Origin of the sequence: Streptomyces sp. NBC_00536 (genome assembly GCF_036346295.1) — a bacterium.
Classification (GTDB): Bacteria; Actinomycetota; Actinomycetes; order Streptomycetales; family Streptomycetaceae; genus Streptomyces.
Map to the genome: position 1 here is coordinate 2,211,309 of NZ_CP107819.1, position 18,627 is coordinate 2,229,935.

The following is an 18,627-nucleotide window of genomic DNA, read 5'->3' on the forward strand; positions in this document are numbered from 1 at the left end:
GCCGCCGCCTCATGGGCACGGCCGTCCTCGCAGGAACCCTGGCCCTGGCACCGCTGACCGCCCCCACCTCGGTCGCCGCCGCCTCCGCCGTCAAGACCCCCGCCGAGGTCTGCGCCGACCAGGCCGCCGGAGCCGGCGCCTCCGCGAACGCCCGTGTGGCCCGCCCCCAGGCCAAGCACGCCTCCGACTCCAACGAGCTGACGGACGCCCAGGTCAAGGCCATGGACGCGGACCTCAAGTCGAAGCTCGGCCTGGCCGCCGCCACCGCCAAGGCGCAGCAGCTCGACGGCCTGCGCGCCAGCGGCGCGGCCGTCGCCGCGACGACGACCATCCCGGTCTACGTCCACGTGATCACCAACGGCAGCGCCGGTCAGCTGACGGCCGCCCAGATCAAGGGCCAGATCGACGTCCTGAACGCCGCCTACGCGGGCCAGGGCACCGGCAACGTCGACTCCGGCTTCCAGTTCTCGCTGGCCGGCACCGACACCACCAACAACGCCACCTGGTACACCGTCTCCGACGGCACCAAGGCCGAGAAGGACATGAAGACCGCCCTGCGCAAGGGCGGCAAGAACGCGCTGAACCTCTACACCGCCAACCTCGGCGGCGGGCTGCTCGGCTGGGCCACCTTCCCCAGCTCCTACGCCTCGCAGCCCAAGATGGACGGCGTGGTCATCCTCAACAGCTCCATCCCCGGCGGCTCCGCCACCAACTACAACCAGGGCGACACCGCCACCCACGAGGTCGGCCACTGGATGGGGCTCTACCACACCTTCCAGGGCGGCTGCACGGGCAGCGGTGACTCGGTCTCCGACACCCCGGCCGAGTCGAGCGCGGCCTTCGAGTGCCCGACCGGCCGCGACACCTGCACCGCGCCCGGTGCGGACCCGATCCACAACTTCATGGACTACACGTACGACTCGTGCATGTACCAGTTCACCGCCGGCCAGGTGGCCCGCATGAAGAGCTCCTGGACGGCCTACCGCGCCTAAGCGGTGCCGTTCCCGTCCGGCCCCGCCTACCCTGGCGCCATGAGTACGCCGGGGGACGTGGTCGACGGACGGTTCGAGCTGCTGGAGCGGCTCGGCAGCGGTGGCATGGGCACGGTCTGGCACGCGCTGGACCGTGCCCTCCACCGCGATGTGGCCATGAAGGAGGTGCGGCCCCCGCCCGGACACGAGGCCGGGGAGCCCGCCCGGATCCTGCGCGAGCGGGTGCTGCGCGAGGCCCGGGCCCAGGCCCGGATCAGCCACCCGCACGTGGTCACCCTGCACCACATCGTGGACGGGGACCCGCACCCCTGGCTGGTGATGGAGCTGCTGCCCGGCGGCTCCCTCCAGCAGTTGCTGGAACGCGGCCCGCTGGCCCCCGCCGAGGCCGCCCGCCTCGGCCGCGAGATCCTCTCCGGCCTGCGCGCCGCGCACGCCGCCGGGATCCACCACCGGGACGTGAAACCCGCCAACGTCCTGCTGCGCCAGGACGGTTCGGCCGTCCTCACCGACTTCGGCATCGCCGCCCTGGCCGACGCCACCCCGCTCACCCTGCCCGGCGAGGTCATCGGCACCCCCGAGTACATGGCGCCCGAGCGGATCCGGGGCACCGGCCTGCCCGCCGGTGACCTGTGGTCGCTGGGCATCCTGCTGTACGTGGCGGTCGAAGGGGTCAACCCGATGCGCCGGCCCACGCACATGGCCACGCTGGCCGCCGTGCTGGAGGAACCGGTCCCGGCCGCGCGCAGGGCCGGGGCGCTGGGGCCCGTACTCGCCGAACTCCTGGTCCGCGACCCGGCCGCACGCCCGGACGGCGCCCGGCTGGACGCCCTGCTGGCCCGCGTCACATCGGTGGGCGGAGGGGCGGTGCGTGGCGGGGCGGCGGGCGGCGCGCGCCCGGAGGCCGTGGGCGGCGCGCGCCAGGACCCGGCGCCACAGCCGCCGCCCGGGCCCCGGAGCCCTCGCTTCCCCGCGGCGCCCGCGCCCCGGGGGCGCGGCTGAGAGGCCGGTCCTACAGGCTGTCGAGGAAGGCCAGGGCCACCTTCCAGGTCTGCTCGGCGGCCTCCTCGTCGTAGTCCGGCAGTTCCGGGTCCGTGTAGAGGTGGCCCGCGCCCGGGTACCGGTGGACCTCGACGTCCGCGCCCGCGCGCCGCATGCGCAGGTACCAGGCGGTCAGCCAGTCGTGCGGCTCGAAGGGGTCCGGGTCCGCGATGTGCAGCTGCACCGGCAGCTCGTCGACCGCCGCGTCGTCCGCGATGTCCGAGGTGCCGTGCAGGAGCAGCAGCCCGCGCGCCTTGGCGTCGGCGAAGGCGAGGTGCTGGGCGATGGAGCCGCCGAAGGAGAAACCGGCGTAGACCAGGCCGCCGTCCGAATGGGGGGCGGCCGCGAGCACCGCGCGCTTCAGCAGCTCGTCGCGGCCGATCTCCTCCTGGTGGGCCATGCCCTCCTCGACCGTCCCGAACGTACGCCCCTCGAAGAGATCCGGGACCTGCACCTCGTGCCCGGCGGCCCGCAGCCGCTCGGCGGCGGCGTGCACCGCGGGCCGCAGTCCGTACGTCGAGTGGAAAAGCATGATGTTCATGGGTCAATCGTGCCAGCTCGGCGCACTCCCGCCCACGGGAGGCCGACCCCCGCCGCCACGGCCGGGGCATTCCGCTACGGTCGGGTCATGGAGACCGTACTGCGCCCGCTGATCGTCGTCGGCGGCTCGGTCGTACTCACCCTGTTCGCCGGGTGGCTGCTCGACCTGCTGCTGCGCCGCGCCGACGCCCGGCACCGCGAGACCCCGCTGTGGGGTCTGCTGCGCCGCTGCCGCCCGCCGTTCCTGCTGCTGCTGGGCGCGGCCCTGCTGCGGGGCTCGTACCTCCAGGCCGGGGTGCTCCAGACGTACCGGGTGCCGGTCGGCCGCGCCCTCGACCTCGTGCTGATCGGGGCGGCGGCCTGGCTGCTGGTGCGGATCGCGACCGCGGCCGTCGAATCGGTGTACGCGCGCTACGCCGCCGGGGCCGCCGACCAGGCCCGGGTCCGCCGGGTCCGTACGCAGGTCACGCTCATCCAGCGGGCCGTCACGGCGATGGTCGTGGTGCTGGCCGTGGCCGCGATGCTGCTGACCTTCCCGGCGATGCGGGCGGTCGGCGCCTCGATGCTGGCCTCGGCCGGTCTCGTCGGCATCGTGGCGGGCATCGCCGCCCAGTCCACGCTCGGGAACCTCTTCGCCGGGCTGCAGATCGCCTTCGGCGACACCGTCCGGATCGGTGACACGGTCGTCGTGGACAAGGAGTGGGGGAAGGTCGAGGAGATCACCCTGACCTTCCTCGTCGTACGGACCTGGGACGAGCGGCGGATCACGATGCCGGTGTCGTACTTCACCGGGAAGCCGTACGAGAACTGGTCGCGCGGCGGCGCCGAGATGACCGGGACGGTCTTCCTGCACCTGGACCACCGCGCTCCGGTCGCCCTGATGCGGGAGAAGCTCCAGGACATCCTGAAGGAGCACACCGAGTGGGACGGCCGATCCAGCGGCCTGGTCGTCACCGACACCACCCCGCACACCATCCAGGTCCGGGCCGTGGTCACCGCGAAGGACGCGGACGACATCTGGACCCTGCGGTGCGCGGTCCGCGAGGAACTGATCGCCTGGCTGGCCGCGGAACACCCGTACGCCCTCCCCCGCATCGCCACCTCACCCGCCGCCGTGCGCCCCACCGAGGTTCCCCCCGAAAGCTAGCCGGAACAGCGCCCCGCCCCCGGGAGCCCGCTCGGCGGTCAGCTCGGCCCCGTGGGCCCGCGCGATCTGGCGGGCCATCGCCAGGCCGAGGCCGGAGCCGGGGAGGGCGCGGGAGGTGTTCGCGCGGTAGAAGCGGTCGAAGACGTACGGCAGGTCCTCGTCCGCGATGCCCGGGCCGTGGTCGCGGACGGTCAGCTCGGGGCGGCCGCCGGGAGCGGTCAGCTCGACCTCCACCGGGAGCCCCGGCGGGCTGAACTTGGCGGCGTTGTCGAGCAGGTTGGCCAGCAGCCTGCTGAGCCGGGCGGGCACGCCGGGGACCGTGCCCCCGGCCGCTTCCCCGCCCGCGCGGAGGTCCTCGGCCACCCGGAGGGCGAACGGCACGGCGGGCCAGTGCGTACGGGCCGCCGCCACCCCGTGTTCCAGCAGCGCGGCGAGCCGCACCTGTTCCACCAGCGGCTGCGGCTCCTCGTCCCGGGCCAGCTCGATCAGGTCGTTGACCAGCCCGGTCACCTCCCGCAGCTGCCGCCCCAGCGCACCGCTCGCCCGGGCGCGCTGTTCGGGGGTCAGCCGGTCGGCCCGGGCCAGCAGTTCGGCGTTGGTGCGCAGCGCGGTGAGCGGGGTGCGCAGCTCGTGCGAGGCGTCGGCGACCAGTCGGCGCTGGGCGGTGACGGACTGTTCCAGCTCGCCCAGCATGGTGTTGAAGCTGTCCGCGAGCCGGGTGATCTCGTCCTCCCGCCCCGGCGGCGGCAGTTCGATCCGGTGCCGGGGGTCGCGGGTCGCGGCGATCCGTTCCGCGGTGGCGGTGAGCCGGGTGACCGGCGCCAGTCCGGTGCGCGAGACCCAGTAGCCGAGCCAGGCGGCGAGCGGCACGCCGGCCGCGCCGGTCAGGACCAGCTGCCAGGTGGCCTCCGCGATGCCCGCCTCGACGGTGTCGGCGCGCAGCGCGACCTGCAGGGCCCGTCCGTCCGCGAAGTCGGTGGTCAGCATCCGGGCGTGGAACCCGGAGACCTCGATGTTCGTGTAGTACGGCCTGCGCTCGCCCGCGGCGACCTCCCGGGTCCGCGCGCCGACCGGCAGCAGGAACCCCTTCGCCGGGTCCTGTCCGGGATCCGTCGGCACCACCTCCGCACAGGCGGGCGCCGCCTTGAACCGGCACTCCCCGGCCAGCGTCCCGGGCCCCGCCCCCGCGCCGCGCTGCGCGGCGAGCCGGGCGGACTGGGTGAGGCTGTCGTCGAGCTGCTGGTAGAGCGCGGACCGTACGACGAGGTACGCGGCCACGCACACCCCGAGCGCGACGAACGCCACGGCGGCGGTGACGGCGAGCGCGAGCCGGGTCCGCAGCGGGCGGCGCCGCCGCCAGGGCGCGCCGAGTCCGCGGCGACCGTGCCCGCTCACGCCGCGTCCAGCCGGTAGCCGACCCCGTGCACGGTGTGGACGAGGCGCGGTTCGCCCGCCGCCTCCAGCTTCCGGCGCAGGTAACCGACGTACACGGCGAGCGAGTTGGAGTCCGGCCCGAAGTCGCGGCCCCACACCAGCTCCAGAATCACCTCGCGCGGCAGCACCTGCCCGGGGTGGCGCAGCAGCAGTTCGAGCAGGGCGGCTTCGGTCCGGCTGAATTCCAGGTTCCGGCCGCCCCGGCGCCCGGTCCGGGTCGCGGGGTCCAGGACGAGATCGGCGAAGCCGAGTTCCGCGGGGGCGCCGCCCGCCTCCGGCGCGGCGCGCCGCAGCAGCGCCCGGACCCGGGCCACCAGCTCGTCCAGGGCGAAGGGTTTGACGAGGTAGTCGTCCGCCCCCGCCTCCAGCCCGTCGACCCGCTCGCTGACCGACCCGAGCGCGGTGAGGACGAGTACGGGCGTACGGTCGCCCAGCGCCCGCAGCTGACGGCACACCCCGAGCCCGTCGAGCACCGGCATCATCACGTCCAGCACGAGCGCGTCGGGCTGCCAGCCCGCGACCTCGCTCAGGGCGGCCAGCCCGTCGGCGGCCCCGCGCACCTCGTACCCCTCGACCGCGAGCCCGTCCTCGACGGCGGCCCGTACCTCCGGCTCGTCATCGACCACCAGAATCCGCTGACCGCCCGCTTGGCTGCCCACCTGACCGCCCACCTGACTGCTCATGGGACAAAGAGTGCCAAAGGCGGGTGAGAGAACCTCTTAGAACGTTCTTAGGGCGCACCGGGAGTGTGCGGCCATGACCACACCACTCTCCGTCGTGATCGGTGCGGGCGGCACCGGCGGCCACATCTATCCGGGGCTCGCGCTCGCCGAGGCGCTGCGCGCCGCCGTCCCCGGGGCGGTCATCTCGTTCATCGGGACCGAACGCGGCCTGGAGACCGAGCTGATCCCCGGCGCGGGCTACCGGCTGCACACCGTCGACATGATCCCCTTCGACCCCGCGCTCGGCGCGAAGCGCTATCTGCTGCCCGCGGCCCTGCTGCGGTCGGCGGCCCAGGCCCGTACGGTCATCCGCGCCCAGGGCGCACGGGTCGTCGTCGGCATGGGCGGCTACCCGAGCGCGCCCGCCGTGCTGGGGGCCCGGATGGCCGGGCTGCCCGCGGTGATCCACGAGTCCAACGCGGTACCGGGCCGGGCCAACCAGTTCGCGGCCCGGCTCACCCCGCACATCGCGGTCGCCTTCGACCGCAGCCGCGCGCACCTGGCGGGCGGAGAGCGGGCGCTGACCACCGGAATGCCGATCTCCGCGGCGCTGGCCGGGCTCGCGGAGCTGGACCGCCCGGCGCGGGACGCGCTGCGGTACGAGGCGCGGCGGGCCCTGCGGGTGCCCGCCGGGCGGCGGCTGGTGGTGTTCAACGGCGGCAGCCTGGGCGCCGTACGGCTCACCGGGGCGGCGGCCGCGCTGGCCGGGCTCTGGCAGGAGCGTGACGACGTACAGCTGCTGATCAAGACCGGGCCGAAGGCACTGGCCACGGCGGTCACCGAGCTGGCGGCGAACGGCGGGCACCGGATCGCGCGGGCCGTGCCGTACCTGGACCGGATGGACCTGGTCTACGCGGCGGCGGACCTGGTGGTGTGCCGGGCGGGTTCGGCGACCGTCGCGGAACTCGCCGCGACCGGGGTCCCGGCCGTGCTGGTGCCCTACCCGCACGCGCCCGGCGACCACCAGACGCACAACGCCCGGGTGCTGTCGGACGCGGGAGCGGGCCTGCTCCTCGCGGACGGCGACACCACCGCGGCCGCCCTCGCCCAGCTGGCCGGGCCGCTGCTGGCCGACCCCGCGCGGCTGGCCGCCATGGCCGGGGCCGCCGACCCGGGCCCGCACGCGCGGGCCGCCGAACTCCTGGCCGCGGAGGTCCTGCGGATCTCCGGCCACCCCCTGCCCTCCCCCTTCACCTTCCCCTCCCTGGAGCACGCATGAGCACCGCGGCACACACCGGCACCACTCCCTTCAACTGGACCGGCCGTACCGTCCTCGTCACCGGGGCGGAGGGGTTCATCGGGTCCACCCTGGTCGACCTGCTGGTGGCGCGCGGCGCCCGGGTGCGGGCCTTCGTGCACTACAAGCCGTACGCGGAGAAGGGCCACCTGGCGCGCTACCTGGCCGACCCGGACGGCCCGGTGGAGATGTGGGCGGGCGACGTCCGGGACGCGGGCCGGGTCAGCGACGCGGTGGCCGGGTGCGACACCGTGTTCCACCTGGCCGCGCTGATCGGGATCCCGTACAGCTACGTCTCGCCCGGCGCCTACGTCCAGACGAACGTGACCGGTACCGAGAACGTCGCCGAGGCCTGCCGCCGGCACGCGGTGCGCCGCTTCGTGCACACCTCGACCAGCGAGGTGTACGGCACCGCGCTGACGGCGCCGATCTCCGAGAGCCACCCGCTCCAGCCGCAGTCGCCGTACTCCGCGTCGAAGATCGGCGCGGACATGATGGCGCTCTCCTTCCACCACGCCTTCGAGCTGCCGGTGACGGTGGTCCGGCCGTTCAACACCTACGGCGCACGGCAGTCGGCGCGGGCCGTGATCCCGGCGATCCTGGCCCAGCTGCACTCCGGGGCCCGGGAGGTCCGCCTCGGCTCGCTGACCCCGACCCGGGACTTCACGTACGTGACGGACACGGCCGAGGGGTTCCTGGCGGTCGCGGAGTGCGACCGGGCCCTGGGCCAGGTGGTCAACCTCGGCTCCGGCCAGGAGATCTCCATCGGCGAACTGGCCGCGGCCCTGATCAAGGCCTCGGGCCGGGACGCGGAGGTCGTCGTCGACCCCGCCCGGCTGCGCCCCTCGGGCAGCGAGGTCCAGCGCCTCCTCTCGGACAACACGCGGGCCCGCGACTGGGCGGGCTGGCAGCCGCGGGTCTCCCTCGCGGAAGGCCTGTCCCTGACCTCGGACTGGATCGCGGCCCACCTGGACCTCTTCGCCCCGGACCGCTACCAGGTGTGAGCACGCCTCAGGGACTCCGGAGGCTCCTGACATCCAGGTGACGCAGCACCCGGTCGACGAGCCCCTCCTCTCCACGCGCCACTCGCACCGCTCGGCGCCAGGGCGCCTCACGGGCTTCGCGTCGCTGCGCCGGACTCCGTCCGGCGACGGACCGGCCCGGTACGCCCCGCCGCTACGGGCTGCGCAGGCTGCGGACGTCCAGGTGACGCAGCACCCGGTCGACGATCTCCGGATCGGCGCCGGGTTCGCTGCGCGCCGCGAGCACCTCGTGGCGGGCGGCGGACATCATCTCGCGCTGGATGCGCTGGACGTCCCGGATCCGCTCCACCCGCTTCGCGTATGCCTCGCGCCGTTCCTCGTCGACCATGTCGGGGCTGATCCTGGCGCCGACGTCGTACGCGCGCCGGTGCAGCTGCTCGACCAGGTCCTCCGGCAGTTCCTCCGCCTCCTCGATCTCCTTCAGCCTGCGCTTCGCGGCCTTCGCGGCGCGGATCGCGAGCGCGCGTTCGTAGTCGCGCTCCGCGTCCTGGTCCGCCTCCACGCCCAGGCGCCGGACCAGCCACGGCAGGGTCAGCCCCTGGAGCACCAGCGTCACCATGATCACGGCGAAGGCGATGAAGACGATCTCGTCGCGGACCGGGAAGGGCCGCCCGTCGTCCGTCCGGTACGGGATGGCCAGGGCCAGAGCCACCGAGGCCACCCCGCGCATCCCGGCCCACCACATGACGACGCTCTCCCGCCAGCTGAGCGGGATCTCCTCGTCGACGTCGCGCCGGTCGTGCAGTTTCTGCGCCAGCCAGGACGCGGGCATCAGCCACACCAGCCGGACCCCGATCACCACCGCGGTGACGGCCGCCGCCCACCCGGCCATGGCCCACTCGCGGCCGCTCGCCGTGCCGAAGACGTGGTGCAGCTCCAGCCCGATCAGCCCGAAGGCGACGCCGGTGACGAGCATGTCGACGACTTCCCAGAAGGTGTGCCCGGCGAGCCGGCCGAGCACGTCGTCGGCGTCGGTGGCGTACTCGGCCAGGAACAGCGCGGTGGTGAGCACCGCCAGCACGCCCGACCCATCGAACTCCTCGGCGAGCACGTAGGCGACGAACGGCACGAGCAGGGTCAGGCCGATCTGCAGCGTGGCGTCGCCGAGCCGCCCCATGAGCCGGTTCGCGGCCCAGCCGAGGGCCAGCCCGACGGCCACGGCGACGACCGCGGAGAGCACGAACTCGCCGAGCGCGCCGGGCCAGGAGAAGCTTCCGCTGACGGCCGCGGCGATGGCCACGTGGTAGAGCACGATGGCGGTCACGTCGTTGAAGAGGCCCTCGCCCTCCAGGATCGACACCATCCGGCGGGGCAGTCTGAGCGTTCCGGCGACTGCGGTGGCCGCGACCGGGTCGGGCGGGGCCACGAGCGCGCCGAGCGCGACGGCGGCCGCGACCGGCAGCCCGGGCACGACCGCGTGCGCGACGGCGGCCACGGCGGCGGTGGTCACGAAGACGAGCGCCACGGCGAGCAGGAAGATGGGCCGGATGTTGGCCGCGAACTGCCGCCACGAGGTCCGCTGCACGGAGGCGTACAGCAGCGGCGGCAGGACGAGCGGCAGGATGAACTCGGGCGGGATGTCGACGTTCGGCACGGCGGGCACGAGGGCCAGCACCACCCCGCCGATGGTCATCAGCACCGGCGCGGGCAACCCGAGCCGGTCACCGAGCGGAACGGAAACGACGGCCCCGAGCAGCAGGACGAAGAGGAGCGCGAGCTGATCCACTCCCACACCCTGCCGCATCCGCTGGCACTCGGCCCACAGGCACACGCGCACCGGATATCCAGCGGCCACCCGATCCAGCCCCGCCGGCGTTTGAGGCGCCGCCGGAGGCACCCCCCGGCGCCGCCGGAGTCGGCACGACCCGAGCCAAATCCAGCCCCGCCGGCGTTTGAGGCGCCGCCGGAGGCAACACCAGCCCGCCGCAGGCGGCAGCGCGCCCCGCCGGAGTCGGGATCAGCCCGCCCGGCGCCTGAGGGCAGAACGACGAACGGCTAGCGCAGCGGACGCCGCATCGCCCGGTGCGGCATCCCCGCATCGTCGAACTCCGGCCCGTACGCCACGTACCCGAGCCGCTCGTAGAACCCGAGCGCATGGGTCTGCGCCCCGAGATCCACCGCGGCCAGCCCCATCCGCACGGCCTCGCCCTCGATGGCCCGGACCAGCGCGGCCCCGACCCCGAGCCCGCGCGCGGCCTTGGTCACGGCGAGGCGGCCGAGCGAGCCCACGTCCGGGGAGCCGGTCTTGCCGAGCGCGGCCGCACCGTGCAGCAGCCGCCCGGTGCCCAGCGGTCCGCCGGGGCCCACCGCCAGGACGTGCACCGCGTCCGCGTCGTAGGCGTCGTACTCCAGCGATTCCGGCACGGACTGCTCGATCACGAAGACCTCGGTCCGCACGGCGAAGCAGGCCGCGCGATCGGCCTCCGACTCCGCGACGCGGACCTCGTAGCCGACGGGTCCGGCCGGTCCGGCAGTCGCCGCGCCCACCGTCACTCGCTCTCGGCGCGGATCACGTCCAGCGCGTGCTGCAGGTCGGCCGGGTAGGTGCTCTCGAACTCGACCCACTGGCCGTCCGACGGGTGCTCGAAGCCGAGCCGCACCGCGTGCAGCCACTGCCGGGTCAGGCCGAGGCGCTTGGCGATGGTCGGGTCGGCGCCGTAGGTGAGGTCGCCCACGCAGGGGTGCCGGTGCGCCGACATGTGCACGCGGATCTGGTGCGTACGGCCGGTCTCCAGCTTGATGTCCAGCAGCGAGGCCGCGCGGAACGCCTCGATCAGGTCGTAGTGGGTGACCGAGGGCTTGCCCTCCTGGGTCACGGCCCACTTCCAGTCCGAGCTGGGGTGGCGGCCGATGGGGGCGTCGATGGTGCCGCTCATCGGGTCCGGGTGGCCCTGGACCAGCGCGTGGTAGCGCTTGTCCACGACGCGCTCGCGGAACTGCTGCTTGAGGGAGGTGTAGGCCCGCTCGGACTTGGCGACGGCCATCAGGCCGGACGTGCCGACGTCGAGGCGGTGCACCACGCCCTGGCGCTCGGAGGCGCCGGAGGTGGAGATCCGGTATCCGGCGGCGGCGAGGCCGCCGATGACGGTGGTGCCGGTCCAGCCGGGGCTGGGGTGGGCGGCGACGCCCACGGGCTTCATGACCACCACGATGTCGTCGTCGTCGTGGACGATCTCCATGCCCTCGACGGGCTCGGCCACCAGCTCGACCGGGCGCGGCGGGGCGGGCATCTCGACTTCGAGCCAGGCGCCGCCGTGCACCCGCTCGGACTTCCCGACGACACTGCCGTCGACCGACACCTTCCCGGCCGAGGCCAGTTCGGCCGCCTTCGTCCGGGAAAACCCGAACATACGGGCGATCGCAGCGTCGATGCGCTCGCCTTCGAGGCCGTCGGGAACAGGCAGGGTTCGGATCTCGGGAATCGTACTCACCTGTCGAGTATGCCGGACAAGACCGCCCCGCCGATCCGCGATCATGCTCCGGGCGGCCCCGATCAGTCCTTGTGGACGGTGCCGTCCGGGTCCAGGCCCTTGAAGGAGAGCAGCACGATCAGGATCCCGCCGCACACGATCGCCGAGTCCGCGAGGTTGAAGACGGCGAAGTGCGCGGGCGCGATGAAGTCGACCACGGCGCCCCGGAAGACCCCCGGGGACCGGAAGATCCGGTCGGTGAGGTTGCCGAGCGCACCGCCCAGCAGCAGGCCGAGGGCGATGGCCCAGGGCAGGCTGTACAGCTTGCGGGCGAGCCGCACGATCACCACGATCACGCCGGCGGCGATGCAGGTGAAGATGATCGTGAAGGCCTCGCCGAAGCCGAAGGCGGCGCCGGGGTTGCGGATCGCGTCGAGCTTGAGCAGGTCGCCGACGAGGCGGATCGGCGCCTGGTGCTCCAGCTTCGCCACCACCAGCATCTTGCTGCCGAGGTCGAGGAGGTACGCGAGCACCGCCACGATGAGCAGCGCCGCGATCCGGCGGTGCCCCTTGGGCCGCTCGGACTCCGGCTGGGGGGTGTCGTCCCCGACCTCGGGCGTACCGATGATGCGCTCCGCCTCTGCCACGTGAGTCCCTCGAACTAGCCCGATCAGGAAGCTGTCAGGCTCCCGGAGGCCCTGAACAGAACACGAGGGTACGTCAGGCGGCTCTTCCCGGTCACGGCACCGGCCACGGCACCGTTCGCGGCGCCCGTCGCGGCGCCCGCCACCGCGCCCGCCACCGCGCCGGCGGCGCTAGTGGCGGCGCTCCTGCTTCTGCTTGCACTCGACGCACAGCGTGGCCCTCGGGAACGCCTGCATCCTGGCCTTGCCGATGGCCTTCCCGCAGTTCTCGCAGAGCCCGTAGGTGCCCGCCTCCAGGCGTTCCAGGGCCCGCTCGGTCTGTTCCAGCATGTCGTGGGCGTTGGCCGCGAGGGCCATCTCCGACTCGCGGGTGATGTTCTTGGTGCCCGTGTCGGCCTGGTCGTCGCCCGCGCCGTCGCCGGAGTCCCGCATCAGGCCCGAGATGGCCTGCTCGGAGGCGGTCAGCTCGCCGCGCAGCCGCAGCACCTCCGAGGTCAGCTCCGTACGGGCCTCGGCGGCCTCCTCCGGGGTCCAGGGTTCCTCGCCGGGCCGTACGGCGAGCCCGCCCGGCTCGGTCGCGGCCGCGGCGGCCCGGCCGGCCGCGGCACGTGTCTTGGGCAGCCCGCTCGTCGCGGCCGTGGCCGTCTTCCTCGCCGTGCCCGTGCTCTTCTTGGCAACCACTTTCCCGGCTCCCGTCTCTTCCGCGGCCGGAGCGGCCGTGGCTTTCTTCGCGGACGTCTTGGCGGTGCGCTTGCTCTCGGCAGGGCTGCTCTTGGCCGTGCTGTTGACCGTTCTCTTGGCGGCCGCGGTCTTCACGGCCTTCTTCGCGACCTGCTTCACCGGTTCCGCCGACGCCTCGTTCACTGACGCCGTCTTCTTCGCGGCGGTCTTCTTCGCCACCATGGCCGCGGCCCCTTCACATACTGTGATATTGCACGCGAATCGTGGTGGGACGATAAATCGACTTCGGCCCCGCGGCAACGGGGCACGCGTCCGCCGAGGCCGACTGCATCCGTTGTGCCCAGCTCAGGGCCCGATAATCCGGTCCTACCGGCGCGCCGGAGCCCGGACGGGCGCGTCAGACCGTTCGGGTCAATCCCGCGCCCCTTTCGCGCCCCCTGCCACACCCCCTGCCCCACCCCCCGCCGCCGCCCTCGCCGCACCCCCCGTAAACCGGTCTGCCGAGCGGCCCCCCGGCCCGTACACTGGGCCCAGCGAAAGGCATGGATGGGGACGAGTAGCGTCGGACGCAGCCAGGAGCGACCCGGGGACGGTGAGAGCCCGGGGGCGAGCGCGATGCGAAGGATCACCCCGGAGCCGCCGGAAGAAAGTCCGTACGGGCCCCCTGGGCGCCCGTACGGCCCGTAGAACCGGCTCGCGCCCCAATGAGGGGGTCATCGGATCCGTCCGACGGCCAAGGAGGGTGGTACCGCGGGAGCACTGCTCTCGTCCCTCCGACGGAGATCTCACGCCGCCGGAGGAAGAACGCCTCATGACCACCCCGCCGCAATACCGTCAGGTGCCCGCGCAGGTCGACCTGCCCGCCCTGGAACACGCCGTCCTGGAGTTCTGGCGCGAGAGCGACACCTTCGCCAAGAGCCTGGCACAGTCCGAGGGCCGCCCCGAGTGGGTCTTCTACGAGGGCCCGCCCACCGCCAACGGCATGCCCGGCGCGCACCACATCGAGGCCCGCGTCTTCAAGGACGTCTTCCCCCGCTTCCGCACCATGCGCGGCTACCACGTGGCCCGCAAGGCCGGCTGGGACTGCCACGGCCTGCCCGTCGAGCTCGCCGTCGAGAAGGAACTCGGCTTCAACGGCAAGAAGGACATCGAGGCGTACGGCATCGCCGAGTTCAACGACAAGTGCCGTGACTCGGTGACCCGCCACACCGACGCCTTCGCCGAGCTGACGACCCGCATGGGCTACTGGGTCGACCTCGACGACGCCTACCGGACCATGGACCCCGAGTACATCGAGTCCGTGTGGTGGTCGCTGAAGGAGATCTTCAACAAGGGGCTGCTGACCCAGGACCACCGGGTCGCCCCCTGGTGCCCCCGCTGCGGCACCGGTCTCTCCGACCACGAGCTGGCCCAGGGCTACGAGACGGTCGTCGACCCCTCCGTCTTCGTCCGCTTCCCGCTGACCAGCGGCCCCCTCGCCGGACAGGCCGCCCTGCTGGTCTGGACGACCACCCCGTGGACCCTGGTGTCGAACACCGCCGTGGCCGCGCACCCCGAGGTCACCTACGTCGTCGCCTCCAACGGCGACGAGCGGCTCGTCGTCGCCGAACCGCTGCTGGAAAAGGCGCTCGGCGAGGACTGGGTCACCACCGGCGAGTCCTTCACCGGCAAGGAGATGGAGCGCTGGACCTACCAGCGCCCCTTCGACCTCGTGGAGTTCCCGGCCGAGGCCCACTACGTCGTGAACGCCGAGTACGTCACGACCGAGGACGGCACCGGTCTGGTCCACCAGTCCCCCGCCTTCGGCGCCGACGACCTCGCGGTCTGCCGCGCGTACGGCCTGCCGGTCGTGAACCCGGTCCGCCCCGACGGCACCTTCGAGGAAGACGTCCCGCTGGTCGGCGGCGTCTTCTTCAAGAAGGCCGACGAGAAGCTGACCGCCGACCTCGACGCGCGCGGCCTGCTCTTCAAGCACATCGCCTACGAGCACAGCTACCCGCACTGCTGGCGCTGCCACACCGCGCTCCTCTACTACGCGCAGCCGTCCTGGTACGTCCGCACCACCGCCGTCAAGGACGCGATGCTGCGGGAGAACGAGAAGACGAACTGGTTCCCGGACACGGTCAAGCAGGGCCGCTTCGGCGACTGGCTGAACAACAACATCGACTGGGCGCTGTCCCGCAACCGCTACTGGGGCACCCCGCTGCCCATCTGGCGCTGCGAGGAGAACCACCTCACCTGCATCGGCTCCCGCGCCGAGCTGAGCGAGCTGACGGGCACGGACCTCTCCGACCTGGACCCGCACCGCCCGTACATCGACGACGTCACCTTCCCGTGCACCCACGAGGGCTGCTCGCTGGAGGCCGTCCGCGTGCCGGAGGTGATCGACGCCTGGTACGACTCGGGTTCGATGCCGTTCGCGCAGTGGGGCTACCCGCACAAGAACAAGGAGATCTTCGAGAAGCGCTACCCGGCGCAGTTCATCTCGGAGGCCATCGACCAGACGCGCGGGTGGTTCTACACGCTGATGGCGGTCGGCACCCTCGTCTTCGACAAGTCCTCCTACGAGAACGTGGTCTGCCTGGGCCACATCCTCGCCGAGGACGGCCGCAAGATGTCCAAGCACCTGGGCAACACCCTCCAGCCGGTCCCGCTCATGGACCAGCACGGCGCCGACGCCGTGCGCTGGTTCATGGCGGCGGGCGGCTCGCCCTGGGCGGCGCGCCGCGTCGGCCACGGCACGATCCAGGAGGTCGTGCGCAAGACCCTCCTCACGTACTGGAACACGGTGGCCTTCCAGGCCCTGTACGCCCGTACGTCGAGCTGGGCGCCCAGCGCCGCCGACCCGGCCCCGGCCGACCGCACGGTGCTGGACCGCTGGCTGCTGTCGGAGCTGCACACGATGACCCGCGAGGTCACCGAGGCGCTGGAGGCGTACGACACGCAGCGGGCGGGCAAGCTGCTCTCCTCCTTCGTCGACGACCTCTCCAACTGGTACGTGCGCCGCTCGCGCCGCCGGTTCTGGCAGGGCGACGCGGCCGCGCTGCGGACCCTGCACGACGTGATCGAGACGGTCACCCGGCTGATGGCCCCGCTGACCCCCTTCATCACGGAGCGGGTGTGGCAGGACATGGTCGTGCCGGTGACCCCGGGCGCCCCGGAGTCGGTGCACCTGTCCACCTGGCCGGAGTCGGACGCCGCGCAGATCGACGCCACCCTGTCCCAGCAGATGCTGCTGGTACGCCGCCTCGTCGAGCTGGGCCGGGCGACGCGCGCCGAGTCGGGCGTCAAGACCCGCCAGCCGCTGTCCCGCGCGCTGGTCGGCGTGGCGGGCTTCGAGGCCCTCTCCCCCGACCTCCACGCCCAGATCACGGAGGAGCTGAACGTCTCCTCCCTGGCCTCCCTGTCGGAGGTCGGCGGCTCGCTGGTCGACACCACGGCCAAGGCGAACTTCCGGGCGCTGGGCAAGCGGTTCGGCAAGGGCGTCCAGGACGTCGCGAAGGCCGTGGCCGCGGCGGACGCGGCGGCCCTGTCCCTGGCCCTGCGGGCCGGCTCCGCCGAGGTCGAGGTGAACGGCTCCCCGGTGTCCCTCACCCCGGAGGAGGTCATCATCACGGAGACCCCGCGCGAGGGCTGGTCGGTGGCCTCCGACTCCGGCGCGACGGTCGCGCTGGACCTGGAGATCACCCCGGAGCTGCGGCTGGCGGGCCTGGCCCGTGACGCGATCCGGCTGATCCAGGAGGCCCGGAAGAACTCCGGCCTCGACGTGGCCGACCGCATCGCGCTGCGCTGGTCCTCGACGGACCCGGAGGTCGTGACGGCCCTGACGGACCACGCCGCCCTGATCGCGGACGAGGTCCTCTCCACGGACTACGCCTCCGGCTCCCCGGACCCCACCTACGGCCCCGCCTTCGAGGACGAGCCCCTGTCCCTGACCTTCCACCTCCGCAAGGCCTGACCTCCCCCACCAGTGGCCCGGCCCCCACCCCGGGGGTCCGGGCCACCGGCATGTCCACCACGGGGGCGCCCCCGTCCCCCGTCCACCCTCAATCGCCGGGCAGGCTGCCACCGCCCAGCGGCCCCTCAATCGCCGGGCGGGCCCTCACCGCCCAGCAGGCCCTCAATCGCCGGGCGGGCTCGTGCCTCCGGCGGGCCCTCAAACGCCGGGCAGGCTGAAATACCCCCCTCCAGCCCAGATCGAGCCCCACCGAGCCAGCACCAGCCCCGCCCGCGAGCCAGCTCCAGCCCCGCCCGAGCCAAACCCAGCCCCGCCGGCGTTTGAGGCGCCGCCGGAGGCACCCCGGCACCAGCCGGACAAACACCCTCACCCCCCGCCCGGCGCCCCATCGGCCCCGCCCGCGGGCCAGCTCCAGCCCCGCCCGGGCCAAACCCAGCCCCGCCGGCGTTTGAGGCGAGGGGGAACGCAAACGGGCCGGGCCCGGGTTCCAAAGGGAACCCGGGCCCGGCCCGACCGTCTGCCGACGGGTGAGGCGCGCGCTTAGTTGTCGTCCTCGTCGATCAGAAAGCCCCGCATCGGCGACGGCGCCTGCTGCATCGGCTGCGGCGCAACCGGCCGCACCGGAGCCATCGGCTGCGTCATCGCGGGAGTCATCTGCTGCTGGCCACCGTAGGAGGGGCCACCCATCGGGGACGGGCCGCCCATCGGGGAGGGACCGCCCATGGGGGACGGGCCGCCCATGGAGTGCCCCATCGCTCCGGCCGGTGCCATCGACGGCGCCGGCGACGGCGGCAGCGAGGCGGTGGCCGGGGTGCGCGGCGGCGCGAGGGAGTCGTCGGCCTGGGTCTCCAGCTGACGCAGCTGGCTCTCCAGGTAGGACTTCAGACGCGTGCGGTACTCGCGCTCGAAGCCACGCAGGTCCTCGACCTTGCGCTCCAGCGTGGCGCGGGCGGACTCCAGGGAGCCCATCGCGACGCGGTGCTTCTCCTGCGCGTCCCGCTCCAGCGCGTCGGCCTTGGCACGGGCGTCCCGCTCCAGGCCTTCGGCGCGCGAACGGGCCTCGCCGACGATCTTGTTGGCCTCGGAACGGGCCTCCGCGATCGCCTGGTCGGCGGTCTGCTGCGCCAGGGACAGGACACGGGCGGCGCTGTCGCCACCGGGACCCTGCTGCGGGAGCTGCGGCGGCTGCTGCTGCTGGTGCATCGGCTGCATCTGCTGGCCCATGGGCTGCATCTGCTGCCCCATCGGCTGGCCCATCTGCTGCTGCTGCATGGGCTGCATCTGCTGGCCCATCTGCTGCTGCATCTGCTGCTGCTGCATCGGCTGGCCGAGCTGGTTCTGGCCGCCCATGGACTGCTGTCCGGCCATGGGGTGCTGCTGCATGGGGCCGCCCATCGGGCCCGGACCCTGCGGTCCGTGTCCGCCGGGACCGGCCGGCAGCTGCGGCTGGCCGCCCTGCAGCTGGGGCGGACCCATCTGCTGGGGCTGCTGCTGCTGCGGCGGGCCGGATATGGCCGCGGGGACCGGGGCGCCCGGGCCTCGCTGGTCCTGCGGCTCCGGCTTGCGCATGCCCTGCTGCTGCTGGTTCTGCGCGGCGGCACGCGTGGCGGCCGCCAGCTTGGCGCGCAGATCCTCGTTCTCGCGGAGCAGGCGCGTCAGTTCGCCTTCGACCTCGTCGAGGAAGGCGTCAACCTCGTCCTCGTCGTAGCCTTCTCGGAGGCGAACGGTCGTGAACTGCTTGTTCCGCACGTCCTCGGGGGTCAGCGGCATCTCTTCTTCAC

General features: G+C 73.3%; 14 protein-coding genes and 1 pseudogene. 6 read left to right on the forward strand and 9 right to left on the reverse strand.

All coding sequences use genetic code 11. From position 1 onward, the window contains the following. Window positions 1-11 precede the first annotated feature (11 nt). Complete coding sequence (locus tag OHS33_RS09565) at window positions 12-992, forward strand: zinc metalloprotease (RefSeq protein ID WP_330334978.1); 981 nt, start codon at window positions 12-14, stop codon at window positions 990-992. 39 nt (window positions 993-1,031) lie between these two features. After that, window positions 1,032-1,985 (forward strand): annotated as a pseudogene (locus OHS33_RS09570) (serine/threonine-protein kinase); the annotation flags it as partial. Window positions 1,986-2,001: 16 nt separating this feature from the next. Here OHS33_RS09570 and OHS33_RS09575 read toward each other — a convergent pair. Beyond that, window positions 2,002-2,571 carry a dienelactone hydrolase family protein gene (locus tag OHS33_RS09575; protein WP_330329950.1) on the reverse strand — a complete coding sequence of 190 codons (570 nt, stop codon included), beginning with the start codon at window positions 2,569-2,571 and terminating at the stop codon, window positions 2,002-2,004. 87 nt (window positions 2,572-2,658) lie between these two features. Here OHS33_RS09575 and OHS33_RS09580 point away from each other — a divergent pair, with 87 nt between their 5' ends. Continuing rightward, on the forward strand, window positions 2,659-3,717 hold the full coding sequence (locus tag OHS33_RS09580) for a mechanosensitive ion channel family protein (protein WP_330329951.1): 1,059 nt from the start codon (window positions 2,659-2,661) through the stop codon (window positions 3,715-3,717). Here OHS33_RS09580 and OHS33_RS09585 read toward each other — a convergent pair. After that, complete coding sequence (locus OHS33_RS09585; RefSeq protein ID WP_330329952.1) at window positions 3,673-5,112, reverse strand: sensor histidine kinase; 1,440 nt, start codon at window positions 5,110-5,112, stop codon at window positions 3,673-3,675. The genes OHS33_RS09580 and OHS33_RS09585 overlap by 45 nt on opposite strands. Then, the gene (locus tag OHS33_RS09590; RefSeq protein WP_330329953.1) at window positions 5,109-5,834 is read right to left on the reverse strand and encodes a response regulator transcription factor; all 726 of its coding nucleotides are present in this window, start codon (window positions 5,832-5,834) and stop codon (window positions 5,109-5,111) included. The genes OHS33_RS09585 and OHS33_RS09590 overlap by 4 nt, the downstream gene beginning before the upstream one ends. 73 nt (window positions 5,835-5,907) lie before the next feature. Between OHS33_RS09590 and OHS33_RS09595 the strand changes: the two genes are divergently transcribed. After that, window positions 5,908-7,092 carry a UDP-N-acetylglucosamine--N-acetylmuramyl-(pentapeptide) pyrophosphoryl-undecaprenol N-acetylglucosamine transferase gene (locus OHS33_RS09595; RefSeq protein ID WP_330329954.1) on the forward strand — a complete coding sequence of 395 codons (1,185 nt, stop codon included), beginning with the start codon at window positions 5,908-5,910 and terminating at the stop codon, window positions 7,090-7,092. Next, a complete protein-coding gene (locus OHS33_RS09600) occupies window positions 7,089-8,114 on the forward strand; it encodes an SDR family NAD(P)-dependent oxidoreductase (protein WP_330329955.1) in 1,026 nt (341 codons plus the stop codon). The genes OHS33_RS09595 and OHS33_RS09600 overlap by 4 nt, the downstream gene beginning before the upstream one ends. 172 nt (window positions 8,115-8,286) lie before the next feature. Here the strand turns inward: OHS33_RS09600 and OHS33_RS09605 are convergent, their stop codons facing one another. From OHS33_RS09605 to OHS33_RS09625, 5 genes are all read right to left on the reverse strand, one after another. Next, window positions 8,287-9,879, reverse strand: coding sequence for a Na+/H+ antiporter (locus tag OHS33_RS09605; RefSeq protein ID WP_330329956.1), 1,593 nt, complete (start codon window positions 9,877-9,879; stop codon window positions 8,287-8,289). 269 nt (window positions 9,880-10,148) lie between these two features. Further along, a complete protein-coding gene (locus OHS33_RS09610) occupies window positions 10,149-10,640 on the reverse strand; it encodes a GNAT family N-acetyltransferase (RefSeq protein ID WP_330329957.1) in 492 nt (163 codons plus the stop codon). Window positions 10,641-10,642: 2 nt separating this feature from the next. Then, window positions 10,643-11,584: an RluA family pseudouridine synthase gene (locus OHS33_RS09615; protein WP_330329958.1), complete on the reverse strand. Its 942-nt coding sequence runs from the start codon at window positions 11,582-11,584 to the stop codon at window positions 10,643-10,645. 62 nt (window positions 11,585-11,646) lie between these two features. Beyond that, window positions 11,647-12,210 (reverse strand): signal peptidase II, encoded by a 564-nt coding sequence (gene lspA, locus OHS33_RS09620; protein ID WP_330329959.1) that lies wholly within the window; start codon window positions 12,208-12,210, stop codon window positions 11,647-11,649. A gap of 168 nt (window positions 12,211-12,378) precedes the next feature. Then, on the reverse strand, window positions 12,379-13,110 hold the full coding sequence (locus OHS33_RS09625) for a TraR/DksA family transcriptional regulator (RefSeq protein WP_330329960.1): 732 nt from the start codon (window positions 13,108-13,110) through the stop codon (window positions 12,379-12,381). A 589-nt stretch (window positions 13,111-13,699) separates the two neighbouring features. On the opposite strand from OHS33_RS09625, the gene ileS reads away from it, so the two are divergent. Beyond that, the gene (gene ileS, locus OHS33_RS09630) at window positions 13,700-16,846 is read left to right on the forward strand and encodes an isoleucine--tRNA ligase (RefSeq protein WP_330329961.1); all 3,147 of its coding nucleotides are present in this window, start codon (window positions 13,700-13,702) and stop codon (window positions 16,844-16,846) included. A 540-nt stretch (window positions 16,847-17,386) separates the two neighbouring features. Here the strand turns inward: ileS and OHS33_RS09635 are convergent. Continuing rightward, window positions 17,387-18,616 carry a DivIVA domain-containing protein gene (locus OHS33_RS09635; protein ID WP_330329962.1) on the reverse strand — a complete coding sequence of 410 codons (1,230 nt, stop codon included), beginning with the start codon at window positions 18,614-18,616 and terminating at the stop codon, window positions 17,387-17,389. Between the last annotated feature and the right edge of the window lie 11 nt (window positions 18,617-18,627).

Bases quoted from the DNA above. Each gene is read 5' to 3' on its own strand.
- OHS33_RS09575 (WP_330329950.1), bottom strand. From the start codon at position 2,571: ATGAACATCATGCTTTTCCACTCGACGTACGGACTGCGGCCCGCGGTG.
- OHS33_RS09590 (WP_330329953.1), bottom strand. From the start codon at position 5,834: ATGAGCAGTCAGGTGGGCGGTCAGGTGGGCAGCCAAGCGGGCGGTCAG.
- OHS33_RS09635 (WP_330329962.1), bottom strand. From the start codon at position 18,616: ATGCCGCTGACCCCCGAGGACGTGCGGAACAAGCAGTTCACGACCGTT.
- OHS33_RS09625 (WP_330329960.1), bottom strand. From the start codon at position 13,110: ATGGTGGCGAAGAAGACCGCCGCGAAGAAGACGGCGTCAGTGAACGAG.
- OHS33_RS09600 (WP_330329955.1), top strand. From the start codon at position 7,089: ATGAGCACCGCGGCACACACCGGCACCACTCCCTTCAACTGGACCGGC.
- OHS33_RS09595 (WP_330329954.1), top strand. From the start codon at position 5,908: ATGACCACACCACTCTCCGTCGTGATCGGTGCGGGCGGCACCGGCGGC.
- OHS33_RS09580 (WP_330329951.1), top strand. From the start codon at position 2,659: ATGGAGACCGTACTGCGCCCGCTGATCGTCGTCGGCGGCTCGGTCGTA.
- OHS33_RS09565 (WP_330334978.1), top strand. From the start codon at position 12: ATGGGCACGGCCGTCCTCGCAGGAACCCTGGCCCTGGCACCGCTGACC.
- ileS (WP_330329961.1), top strand. From the start codon at position 13,700: ATGACCACCCCGCCGCAATACCGTCAGGTGCCCGCGCAGGTCGACCTG.